This is a genomic window from Pontibacter populi (assembly GCF_019336435.1).
Classification (GTDB): Bacteria; Bacteroidota; Bacteroidia; order Cytophagales; family Hymenobacteraceae; genus Pontibacter; species Pontibacter humidus.
On sequence record NZ_JAHWXQ010000001.1, the window covers coordinates 1,346,023 to 1,358,042 of the forward strand.

7 protein-coding genes and 1 riboswitch are annotated in these 12,020 nt (G+C 46.5%); of the genes, 5 read left to right on the top strand and 2 right to left on the bottom strand.

Annotation, left to right across the window (positions count from 1 at the left end; all coding sequences use genetic code 11):
* Positions 1–251: 251 nt before the first annotated feature.
* Positions 252–2,630: a ribonucleoside-diphosphate reductase subunit alpha gene (locus KYK27_RS05880; protein ID WP_199109046.1), complete on the bottom strand. Its 2,379-nt coding sequence runs from the start codon at positions 2,628–2,630 to the stop codon at positions 252–254.
* 354 nt (positions 2,631–2,984) lie between these two features.
* Positions 2,985–3,944 (bottom strand): ribonucleoside-diphosphate reductase small subunit, encoded by a 960-nt coding sequence (locus KYK27_RS05885; protein WP_199109047.1) that lies wholly within the window; start codon positions 3,942–3,944, stop codon positions 2,985–2,987.
* Positions 3,945–4,586: 642 nt separating this feature from the next.
* On the opposite strand from KYK27_RS05885, the gene rplU reads away from it, so the two are divergent.
* The 5 genes from rplU (at position 4,587) to lhgO (ending at position 12,011) form a co-directional block, all read left to right on the top strand.
* Positions 4,587–4,895, top strand: a complete 309-nt coding sequence (gene rplU, locus KYK27_RS05890; RefSeq protein WP_162428175.1) for a 50S ribosomal protein L21 — start codon at positions 4,587–4,589, stop codon at positions 4,893–4,895.
* Between the two features lie 63 nt (positions 4,896–4,958).
* Positions 4,959–5,228 carry a 50S ribosomal protein L27 gene (rpmA, locus tag KYK27_RS05895; protein WP_162428176.1) on the top strand — a complete coding sequence of 90 codons (270 nt, stop codon included), beginning with the start codon at positions 4,959–4,961 and terminating at the stop codon, positions 5,226–5,228.
* A 269-nt stretch (positions 5,229–5,497) separates the two neighbouring features.
* Positions 5,498–5,605: riboswitch (SAM riboswitch) on the top strand.
* A 73-nt stretch (positions 5,606–5,678) separates the two neighbouring features.
* A complete protein-coding gene (metH, locus tag KYK27_RS05900; RefSeq protein WP_199109248.1) occupies positions 5,679–9,398 on the top strand; it encodes a methionine synthase in 3,720 nt (1,239 codons plus the stop codon).
* Between the two features lie 207 nt (positions 9,399–9,605).
* Positions 9,606–10,562: a methylenetetrahydrofolate reductase [NAD(P)H] gene (gene metF / locus KYK27_RS05905; protein WP_199109048.1), complete on the top strand. Its 957-nt coding sequence runs from the start codon at positions 9,606–9,608 to the stop codon at positions 10,560–10,562.
* Positions 10,563–10,793: 231 nt separating this feature from the next.
* Positions 10,794–12,011, top strand: a complete 1,218-nt coding sequence (lhgO, locus tag KYK27_RS05910) for an L-2-hydroxyglutarate oxidase (protein WP_199109049.1) — start codon at positions 10,794–10,796, stop codon at positions 12,009–12,011.
* Positions 12,012–12,020: the final 9 nt, after the last annotated feature.

Here is a 12,020-nt window from a genome sequence, read left to right on the forward strand (position 1 = left end):
GTTATTTCCTCATATAGTGGGGTGTCATCTTTTGTATAAATAGCTTGAGGCTTAACTATGCCAGCTGTAATATTGTTAAATCCGCTTCCGACGAAGCACACAATTTTTATCTGTCTTGTTTTTGTGGTGGGGCTAAAAGTTTGATCAATATTATTCCATCCACTGATTGGGAGTCAGCAGTAACTTAGGAGGGAATTATACTTGGTAGGAAAAAGAAGAAGGAGGACAGTGAGTCCTCCTTCTTTAATTATTTACGATCCGCAAGCTTCGCAAGCGTCCGGGTTGTCAAGTGAGCAGGCCATGTCATTTCTGTTCTGGTCCTGGTTGTAAACTGGCTCCAGGGTTTCGGCGGCTTGTTTCTCAACTGTAAACTTAATGGCATCTACAGCGGCTTTGGTACGCAGGTAATACATACCTGTTTTCAGGCCACGCTTCCATGCATGGAAGTGCATCGAAGTCAGTTTACCGAAGTTCACGTTCATTACGTGCAGGTTCAGCGACTGGCTCTGGCAGATGTAAGCACCACGGTCGGCACTCATATCAATTACCGTACGCTGGCTGATCTCCCATACAGTTTTATACAAATCCTTAATGTTCTGCGGGATGTTCGGGATATCCTGTACCGAGCCGTTGGCTGCGATAATATCCTGCTTCATTTTATCATTCCACAGGCCAAGTGCGATCAGGTCCTTCAGCAAGTGCTTGTTCACGATCATGAACTCACCGGAAAGTACACGGCGCAGGTAAATGTTAGAAGTATAAGGCTCAAACGATTCGTTGTTACCTAATATCTGTGCAGTAGAAGCAGTTGGCATTGGCGCTAATAACAGTGAGTTACGTACACCGTGCTCCATTACTTCTTTGCGTAGTTCTTCCCAATCCCAACGACCAGACTTAGGTTTTACACCCCACATATCGAACTGGAACTGGCCTTTTGATAACGGAGAGCCAGGGAATGTTTCGTAAGCACCATTCTTCTTCGCCAGGTCTTTAGAAGCTGTCATAGAGGCAAAGTAGATCGTCTCGAAGATATCTTCGTTCAGACGCTTCGCTTCTTCGCTCTCGAAAGGCATACGTAGCGCAATAAAGGTATCAGCTAAACCCTGCACACCTAAACCAATTGGTCTGTGGCGCATGTTAGAGTTCTGGGCTTCCGGTACCGGGTAATAGTTAATGTCAATTACCTTGTTCAGGTTAAGCGTAACATGGTAAGTTACATCAAACAGTTTCTGGTGATCGAATATCTTATGGTTGCCGTTCTCCTTTACGTAACGTGGCAGAGCTAACGAGGCAAGGTTACAAACTGCAACTTCGTTCTCGTCGGTGTACTCCATAATTTCGGTGCACAGGTTCGAGCTCTTTATAGTTCCAAGGTTCTGCTGGTTCGATTTTCTGTTGGCAGCATCTTTATACAGCATGTATGGCGTACCGGTCTCTATCTGCGACTCCAGTACATGGAACCATAGGTCCTGCGCTTTTACCGTTTTGCGGGCACGGCCTTCACGCTCATACTTCTCATACAGTCGCTCAAAGTCTTTACCCCAGCACTCAGCCAGGCCAGGTGCTTCGTTCGGGCAGAACAGGCTCCAGTCGCCGTTCTCTTCCACGCGCTTCATAAACAAATCTGGCGTCCAAAGAGCGTAGAATAAATCTCTTGCGCGGTTCTCTTCTTTACCGTGGTTCTTCTTCAATTCCAGGAAATCGAAGATATCGGCATGCCATGGCTCCAGGTAAATAGCAAAAGCGCCTTTACGCTTGCCACCACCCTGGTCTACGTAGCGGGCTGTATCGTTAAACACCTTCAGCATCGGGATGATACCGTTCGATGTACCGTTTGTGCCTTTAATATAAGAACCTGTAGCACGTACGTTATGGATGCTCAGACCAATACCACCTGCACTCTGTGATATCTGCGCACATTGTTTCAGTGTATCGTAAATACCCGGTATGCTATCATCCTTCATCGCTAAAAGGAAGCATGACGACAACTGAGGCTTTGGCGTACCAGCGTTAAAAAGTGTAGGAGTAGCATGTGTAAACCACTTCTCCGACATCAGGTTGTATGTCTCGATTGCAGACTCGATATCTTCTTTATGTATACCAACGGCCACACGCATCAGCATGTGCTGCGGACGCTCTACAATCTTACCATCTAAACGCAGCAGGTACGAACGCTCCAGTGTTTTATAACCGAAGTAGTCGTAGTTATAGTCGCGGTCATAGATTATAGTTGAGTCAAGCGTAGCAGCATGCTTACGGATGATCTCATACACATCTTTTGCCAGCAGCGATGCATTCTCACCGGTTTTAGGGTCGGTGTAAGTATACAGGCGCTTCATGGTGTTGGAGAACGACTTGCTGGTAACCTTATGCAGGTTTGAAATAGCAATACGTGCTGCCAGCACTGCGTAGTCCGGGTGCTTGGTCGTTAGTGAAGCGGCCGTTTCAGCAGCCAGGTTGTCCAGCTCAACTGTGGTTACGCCATCGTAAATACCATCAATTACCTTTTTTGCAACTTCAATCGGCGATACATAATCAGCGTGTAAGCCATAGCATAGCTTTTCGATGCGTGCAGTGATCTTGTCGAATTTAACGGATTCGCGCCGGCCGTCTCTTTTAACTACTAACATAGTGTATACAATTAGCGGGATTCAAGGGCCCGGGTTATTAACAGAATATATTTTTGGGAGCCACTGCCTCTGCAGCGAGCATATAATATTTAAAGTATAAGATACAGTCAGCTAATACGCGGAGTGGTATAAGCCGTTGCAATACAATAGTTTATAGGTAAAGCTAAATGCTTCTACTATATAGTGGGGAGAACAATCCCCGTTGATGGCTTAAAAGCCAGCTTAGATACCGGTACAGGGTTGCGGTCGCCTCTGTACTTCAGCTACTGTCCGGTAAGTTGTGTAAGTGTATTTAAGTGGCTTCCGGAGCGTTGATCTCCTTCGCCACTTAAATATAGAGAGTTTCTGATATTATTAAAAGTCTTCGTCCAGCGAAAAAACATTTTTGTCTGAACCGCCCAGTACGCCGGCTTTCTGGTACTCGCCTACGCGCTTCTCAAAGAAGTTTGTCTTGCCCTGCAGCGAGATCATCTCCATAAAGTCGAATGGGTTGGCAGCGTTGTAAATTTTGCTGTAACCCAGCGCTATCAACAGGCGGTCAGCTACGAACTCAATGTACTGGCTCATCAGCTTGGCGTTCATCCCGATCAGGTCAACCGGCAAGGCATCTGTTACAAATTCCTGCTCTATAGTTACGGCATCCTTTATAATCTCATGGATGCGCTCCTCAGAAAGCTTGTTCTGCAGCATAGAGTATAGCAGGCAGGCAAAATCGCAATGCAGGCCTTCGTCTCTCGAGATCAGCTCGTTAGAGAATGTTAAGCCCGGCATTAAACCACGCTTCTTCATCCAGAAAATAGAGCAGAACGAGCCTGAGAAGAAAATGCCTTCCACCGCTGCAAAAGCAACCAGTCTCTCTACAAAGTTTTCGCTGTTGATCCACTTAAGTGCCCAGTCGCCTTTTTTCTTCACGGCAGGTACTGTTTCAAGTGCATTAAAAAGGTAATCTTTTTCCGACTGCTTTTTAATATAGGTATCTATAAGCAGAGAGTAGGTCTCGGCATGGATGTTCTCCATCATGATCTGGAAACCATAGAAACAACGCGCCTCCGGCAACTGTACTTCCTGCATAAAGTTTACAGCAAGGTTCTCGTTTACGATACCGTCTGATGCAGCAAAGAAAGCAAGCACGTGACTGATAAAGTGACGCTCACCATCGTTCAGGTTTTCCCAGTCTTTCAGGTCCTGACTCAGGTCTATCTCTTCGGCAGTCCAGAAACTGGCTTCGGCCTTTTTATACATCTGCCATACTTCATCGTGCTGTATCGGGAACAGTACAAAGCGGTTAGGGTTCTCTTGTAGTATTGGCTCCATAATCTTGTAAATAAGTGTTTTATTGGTTGAAGGGGTAAGCTGATCAGCTTAGAAAACACCCCATGATACTTTTTGTTTATACGGATGACGAAGTGGCACCCGATAATATTGTGACTTCAAATATAGAGAATTGAACTTGAAAGTAGGGGCTAAAGTTGTTCAATTTATGCACAAATGTTTAAGTGCCTGATGCTTTGTAAGTTGTGTTAAAATCCACACCGTTATTCACATAGTATTTATACTATATTAGCATGTTAATATATTGCTATCAAACTATAAATAATGTGTTAAGTGCAATGTTTTTATGTTTTATAGTGTTTAAGCGAGGTGTTAAGGCATCTGCATTAAATAATAATCCAAAATGAGCTAAAGATGCAGCAGGTAAAGAAGTCTGAAATCAGAATTTAAAATTTGATTTGTTGATAAGTGTGGGAAAGTGATTTTGGGGCAACTCTTTGCCTGTTACATGGTTAGGGGCTTTTTAGACAGGTGCAAAAAGTTGTGGTGCATATTTCAACACCGTTATCCACATTGTAAAAATGCTTCGTGTATATAGATGAACAAATTAAGCAGCAAGCATTTGCAAATTAAATATTAGTGCCGTACTTTTGCAGACTAAATTTTAAACATACATTGAAGCTGATGTACGCAATTGTAGAAATCGCAGGTCAACAGACCAAAGTAGAGAGCGGTAAGTTCATCTACGCTAACAAGCTTTCCGGCAATGAAGGTGACGCCGTTGAGTTCGCCAATGTTCTTCTTACAGATGATAACGGAACCATTACCTTAGGTGCTCCATTCGTAAGCGGTGTTAAAGTGGTTGGTAAAATCCTTGGCAACGTGAGAGGCGAGAAAATCCGCATTTTCAAGAAGAAGAGAAGAAAAGGGTATAGAAAGTCTAGAGGACATCGTTCTGACTATACGAAAGTTCTGATCGAGAGCATTGGATAAGCAGTAAGAAGAAATTTATCGTAGAACCATTTCGGGCTCAGGCCTGATTAAATAGTAAACAAAATGGCACACAAAAAAGGAGCTGGTAGTTCTAACAACGGTCGTGAGTCGCACTCAAAACGACTAGGTGTTAAGATTTATGGTGGCCAGGAGATTATCGCTGGTAACATCATTGTAAGACAAAGAGGTACTGCACACCACCCAGGTAAGAACGTGGGTATGGGTAAAGACCACACTTTGTTCGCACTTATTGATGGCAAGGTGGAATTTAAGAAAAGCGTTAAGAACCGTTCTTACGTTTCTGTAATTCCTAACGTAGTAGCTGAGGCTTAATACGAACTTTGCAACTGCAACAAAAAAGGGATACCGAGAGGTGTCCCTTTTTTAATTTCAGGAAAACGTAAAGATTTGGAACATACGCATTTAGCTGCCGTATACTAGATTATAAAGAGTTATAGTTAATACAATTAAACTCTTTTAGGAAAAGGACACTTAATGTGTCCTTTTCTGCTTTAGCCCCTTTCTGAATCAGGTCGCAACTATAGTTATATGCTATTGCAACAAAAATTGGCTTTTTGCGGATAAGTGTAATAACTTGCAGCTTCTTATCAAGAAAGACCGAGGGAATGGGCCCTATGACGTCTTAGCAACCTTGACCAAACTTGGTGCTAACTCCCTTCCGGAACTTTGTTATCCGGAGAAGATAAGATAGTCCATCCTTTACTTCGGGTGTCCTTTCTTGATGAGCAGTACATTATGCACAGCGAGAAGAAGGATACCGACATGAAGAATAACCATCCCATTTACAATTTATTAAAGGAACGCGTGCTTGTACTTGACGGCGCAATGGGCACCATGATTCAGCGTTACCAGCTTTCGGAAGCTGATTTTCGTGGCGAGCGTTTCAAAGACCATCCTTCCGATCTGAAAGGCAATAACGACCTGCTTTCTATTACCCGTCCGGATATCATCAAAAACATTCATACAGAATACCTGGAAGCTGGCGCCGATATTATCGAGACCAATACCTTTAGCGGTACCACTATAGCCATGGCGGACTATAAGCTGGAGCACCTGGTGTATGAGCTTAACTATGAGTCGACAAAGATAGCACGGGAAGCGGCAGATGAAGCAGAAGCCAAGGATCCGTCGCATAAACGCTTTGTAGCCGGTGCCATTGGCCCGACCAACCGTACCGCTTCGCTTTCGCCGGATGTAAACAACCCTGGCTATAGAGCTATTATATTCGACCAACTGGTAGAGGCTTACTATGAGCAGGTGCGTGGCTTGGCAGATGGTGGCTCTGACTTGTTGCTGGTAGAAACTGTCTTTGATACGCTGAATTGTAAAGCTGCTCTTTTCGCGATACAGCAATTTGTAAATGACGGTGGCAAAGAACTGCCGATCATGATATCCGGAACTATAACGGATGCCAGCGGCCGTACCTTATCCGGGCAAACCGTGGAAGCTTTCTATAATTCCATCTCACATGCACCTCTGTTAAGCGTAGGCTTTAACTGTGCCCTGGGGGCTCGGCAGCTGAAAACACATATCCAGGAGCTGTCCCGTATTTCAGACTGTTACATCAGTGCTTACCCGAATGCCGGTCTGCCAAATGCATTTGGTGGCTACGACGAAACAGCCCAGCAAATGGGAGCTATAGTGGAGGAGTACCTGAAAGAAGGGCTGGTAAACATACTGGGTGGTTGTTGTGGCACTACGCCTGTTCATACCAAAGTAATTGCAGACTTGGTGCGAAAGTATAAACCGCACGTTCCTACCCCGGTTGCCCCACTCCCACGCTACAGCGGCCTCGAGCCCCTGACTATAACTCCAGAAAGTCTGTTTGTAAATGTTGGAGAACGTACCAATGTGACCGGCTCCAAAATGTTTGCCCGCCTTATAGTTGGCGAAAAGTTTGAAGAAGCCTTAGCGGTTGCCCGTCAGCAGGTAGAAGGCGGCGCGCAGATCATCGACGTGAACATGGACGAAGGCATGCTCGACTCGGAGCAGGCCATGACCAACTTCCTGAACCTGATTGCTTCCGAACCCGACATTGCCAAACTGCCTATCATGATCGACTCCTCGAAGTGGAGCGTGATCGAAGCCGGTTTGAAATGTGTGCAGGGTAAATCCATCGTTAACTCTATCAGCTTAAAAGAAGGCGAAGAAGCCTTTAAGAAACTTGCCCGCAAAGTGCGCCAGTATGGTGCTGCTGTGGTAGTGATGGCTTTTGATGAAACAGGGCAGGCCGATACCTTAGAACGCAGAAAAGAGATATGCGAAAGATCATACCGCATCTTAGTTGATGAAGTAGGCTTCCCACCGCAGGATATTATTTTTGACCCGAACATACTTGCTATTGCTACCGGCATAGAAGAGCATAACAACTATGCTGTAGATTATATCGAGGTAGTGAAATGGATCAAAGCGAACTTACCACATGCGCTGATAAGTGGTGGAGTGAGTAATTTGTCGTTCTCGTTCCGTGGCAACGATGTGGTGCGCGAAGCGATGCATACAGTTTTCTTATACTATGCCGTGCAGGCTGGTATGGACATGGGCATCGTGAATGCCGGTATGTTGGGTGTGTACAGCGAAATACCAACCGAGCTGCGCGACCTGATCGAGGACGTGATCTTTAACCGCCACCCGGACGCGACTGAAAAACTGGTAACCTATGCTGAAACTATAAAAGGCAAGGGCAAAACCGCTACTGCTGCCGACACGGCCTGGCGCGATGCACCGGTAGAAGAGCGTCTGCAACATGCCCTGGTACGCGGTATCGTGGATTTTATTGAAGAAGATACGGAAGAGGCACGTCAGCAGGCAACCAAAACGCTGGATGTGATCGAAGGCCCACTGATGGCCGGCATGGGCGTGGTAGGTGACTTATTTGGGGCTGGTAAGATGTTTCTGCCGCAGGTAGTGAAGAGTGCCCGTGTCATGAAGAAATCGGTAGCCTACCTGTTACCGTTTATGGAAGCGGAAAAGCTAGCCGGCGATACGTCTAAATCTACCGCAGGAACTATACTGATGGCGACTGTGAAAGGCGATGTGCACGACATCGGGAAGAATATTGTGGGTGTGGTGCTGGCCTGTAACAACTATGAAGTAATAGACCTGGGTGTGATGGTGCCACTGGATAAGATCCTGTCTGAAGCTGAAGCGCATAAGGTAGATATCATTGGCCTGAGCGGATTGATCACGCCATCGCTGGATGAAATGGTTTATGTGGCGCAGGAAATGGAACGCCGTGGCCTGAAAATTCCGCTTCTGATTGGCGGTGCTACAACTTCCAGAGTGCATACAGCCGTAAAAGTCGCGCCACAGTATAGCGGTCCGGTAGTGCACGTCCACGATGCTTCCAGAAGTGTAACCGTAGTTAGCAGCTTGCTAAGCAGTGACCGTGATAAATATATTGCGGAGATTAAAGCAGAGTACCAGAAACTGAGAGAAGACCACCTGAGCCGTACCAAAGACCGCGCGTTTGCAACTATAGCAGAAGCCCGGGCAAATAAGTATAAGGTTGACTGGAACACCACGCAGCCGACCAAGCCAAGCTTTATCGGCAATAAAACATACACCAACTACCCGCTTTCCGAGATCGTGCCATACATAGACTGGACGCCATTCTTCCATGCATGGGAGCTCAAACGGCAATATCCGAAAATTCTAAATGATCCGGAGTTGGGCGTTGAAGCAACCAAACTATTTGCCGATGCGCAGGAAATGCTACAGGAAATTGTGGACAAGCAATTACTGGAGGCGCGCGCTGTAGTTGGCTTTTACCCGGCCAACGTGGAAGCGGATGATACCATAGAAGTATACGCCGATGATTCACGTGGAAATGTGCTGACCGAATTCCATACGCTAAGGCAACAAGGCAAGAAAGGGGCAAATGTTCCAAACCTGGCTTTCTCTGATTTTATTGCTCCGAAAGAAACTGGTGTGCCCGATTACATCGGCGGCTTTGTAGTGTCGGCTGGTTTTGGCATTGAAAAGTTGCTGGAGAAGTATCAGGCCGAGCACGACGACTATAAATCCATTATGGTAAAAGCACTGGCTGACAGGTTAGCAGAAGCTTTTGCAGAGCTGATGCACGCCAAAGTGCGGAAAGAACTATGGGGTTATGCACCGGAGGAGAATCTGAGTAACGAAGACCTGATCAGGGAGAACTATAAAGGCATTCGTCCGGCGCCGGGCTATCCGGGTTGCCCGGACCATACCGAAAAGATCACACTGTTTAATCTGCTGGATGCGGAAAGAACATCTGGTGTTATACTTACCGAAAACCTGGCCATGTACCCGACAGCGGCTGTGAGTGGCCTATACTTCTCGCACCCGGAATCAAAGTACTTCGGGCTTGGTAAGATTGGCGAAGACCAGGTAGCGGATATTGCGCATCGCAAAGGCATGCCGAAAGAGGAACTGGAACGCTGGCTATCGCCAAACCTAAACTATGAGCCAAAGCCGGTAAACCTAACCCCGGCCCTCTCTTAAAACAAGAGATCTTTGCCTACCGCAAGCTTTCAGCTCGTGGTTACGCAATGCTGCAAGCTTTCAGCTTGCGTGCACCGGAACAGAACCTGGTGTCCAGCAAGCTGAAAGCTTGCCAAAAGAAAGCCACGAACTGAAAGCTCGCAGCAGAAAGAATCCTTCCGGGGAAGGATAATATAACCGTTAAACCATCTAACAATTTAACATAAATTGAAAGTAACAGACCACTTCAGAAATGCCAACGGCAAAACGCTGTTCACTTTTGAAATACTGCCCCCGCTGAAAGGGGAAAACATGCGAACCCTTTTTAATCACATCGACCCGTTGATGGAGTTTAAGCCACCTTTTATTGACGTGACCTACCACCGGGAAGAATATGTGTACAAGCAGCGCGAAAATGGGTTACTGGAGAAGCGCACGACGCGCAAGCGCCCGGGTACCGTAGGTATCTGTGCAGCTATCCAGAACAACTATAAAGTAGACACGGTGCCGCACCTGATTTGTGGAGGTTTTAACAAAGAAGAAACTGAGAACGCACTGATAGACCTGCACTTTTTGGGGATAGATAATGTGCTGGTGCTTCGCGGTGATTGTGTAAAAAGCGAACAGCGCTTTGTGCCGGAACCGGGCGGGCACCATTATGCAACCGAGCTGATCGGGCAGGTAGTGGAAATGAACTGCGGCCGTTACCTGGATGATGAACAGGCGTTCCATAACAGCACAGATTTCTGCATTGGCGTGGCCGGTTACCCTGAAAAGCACTTTGAAGCACCAAACCTGAAATCGGACCTGCGCTGGCTGAAAAAGAAAGTAGAACTGGGCGCCGAGTACATTGTAACTCAGATGTTCTTCGATAACCAGAAGTATTTTGATTTTGTGAAGCGCTGCCGCGAGGAAGGTATAACAGTGCCGATCATACCGGGGCTGAAGCCGATGACTACTAAAACACAACTGAACATATTACCAAGCCTTTTCCATGTTGAAATACCTTGCGACCTAGCTGATGCTATTGAGGCTTGCCCGGATAACAAGGCAGCTGCGCAGGTTGGCGTGGACTGGGCTATACAGCAATCGAAAGAGCTGATGGAATTTGGCGTGCCCTGCCTGCATTATTACTCTATGGGTAAATCAGAATCGGTCAGAAAAGTGGCTGAAGCATTATTTTAAAACAACACTCCTTACAAACAACTAAACTACCTGAGGCTGGAGCTAATGCTCCGGCCTTTATTTTTTTAAATGGAGTAAACTGCTGCCTGGTATGAATAACTATAGTTCCGAACATGGGCTGCACATATTTTCTTAAAATTCATTGACATAAATATTTAGATTATCGTATGCTTCTCTGTACAGCGCAGGCACTGATAACCTGCCTTTAATTTCTTTAGTAACACCATACACATGTCAGCACAAAAATACGATACTATAGTAGTGGGAGCCGGTTTGGTAGGTCTCTCCGTAGCATATCACCTCAAGCAAAATAACCCGGATAGCAAGATACTGCTCATCGAAAAAGAAAATACAGTTGCACAACATCAGTCGGGGCACAATAGCGGCGTTATTCATAGCGGCATTTACTATAAGCCAGGCAGCCTGAAAGCCAAAAACTGTATTACGGGGTATCACTCCATCATTGAGTTTGCCCAGGAGTATGGCATCCCATACGACATCTGCGGTAAGATCATCGTTGCCACTTCTGACGCCGAACGTCCCAAATTGAATGATATTTACGAACGCGGAATCCAGAACGGGTTGACAGACCTGAAAAGGCTGCATTCCTTAGACGAGATACGAGAATATGAGCCGCATGTAGCCGGTGTAGAGGCCATTCATGTGCCCCAGACAGGTATCATTGATTATCCGGCGATGGCTGCTGCCCTGCTGCGCCTGTTTCAGCAATATGGTGGTGATGCAGCCTTTGGAGAACAGGTTGTGAAGATCAAATCTGAGAAGGATACTGTGCATGTAGAGACTACAAAAAACACCTATACTGCTGCCAGCCTGGTTAGCTGCGGAGGCCTTTTCTCGGATAGAGTTGCCAACCTTACAGAAAAAGAGAACGATTTAAGGATCATCCCTTTCAGAGGGGAATATTACAAGTTACGGGAAGAGAAAGAGTACCTGGTGCGCAACCTGATCTACCCGGTGCCGGATCCGAGCTTTCCGTTTTTGGGGGTGCACTTTACACGCATGATAGAAGGCGGCATTGAGGCTGGTCCGAATGCTGTGCTGGCCTTTAAACGCGAAGGCTATACGTTCAGTGATTTCAACTTTAAAGACACACAGGATACCTTTAGCTGGCCTGGCTTCTGGAAGATCGCTGCCAAGTATGGCAAAACCGGCCTGGGCGAGATGTACAGGTCACTGTCTAAGGCGGCCTTTACCAGGGCGCTGCAAAAACTGATGCCCGAAGTACAGGAACATGACCTGGTGCCTGGCGGAGCGGGTGTACGAGCGCAGGCTTGCGACCGTAACGGTAACCTGATCGATGATTTTGATATCCTGAACCGCCATAACATTATACATGTACGCAACGCTCCTTCGCCGGCGGCAACTTCTTCGCTGGCTATCGGTCAATATATCTGCGATCAGCTGGTAGGCAACAAGGCAACAGTCTAGCGGCAAGAG

Bases quoted from the DNA above. Each gene is read 5' to 3' on its own strand.
- KYK27_RS05885 (WP_199109047.1), bottom strand. From the start codon at position 3,944: ATGGAGCCAATACTACAAGAGAACCCTAACCGCTTTGTACTGTTCCCG.
- rpmA (WP_162428176.1), top strand. From the start codon at position 4,959: ATGGCACACAAAAAAGGAGCTGGTAGTTCTAACAACGGTCGTGAGTCG.
- lhgO (WP_199109049.1), top strand. From the start codon at position 10,794: ATGTCAGCACAAAAATACGATACTATAGTAGTGGGAGCCGGTTTGGTA.
- rplU (WP_162428175.1), top strand. From the start codon at position 4,587: ATGTACGCAATTGTAGAAATCGCAGGTCAACAGACCAAAGTAGAGAGC.
- KYK27_RS05880 (WP_199109046.1), bottom strand. From the start codon at position 2,630: ATGTTAGTAGTTAAAAGAGACGGCCGGCGCGAATCCGTTAAATTCGAC.
- metH (WP_199109248.1), top strand. From the start codon at position 5,679: ATGAAGAATAACCATCCCATTTACAATTTATTAAAGGAACGCGTGCTT.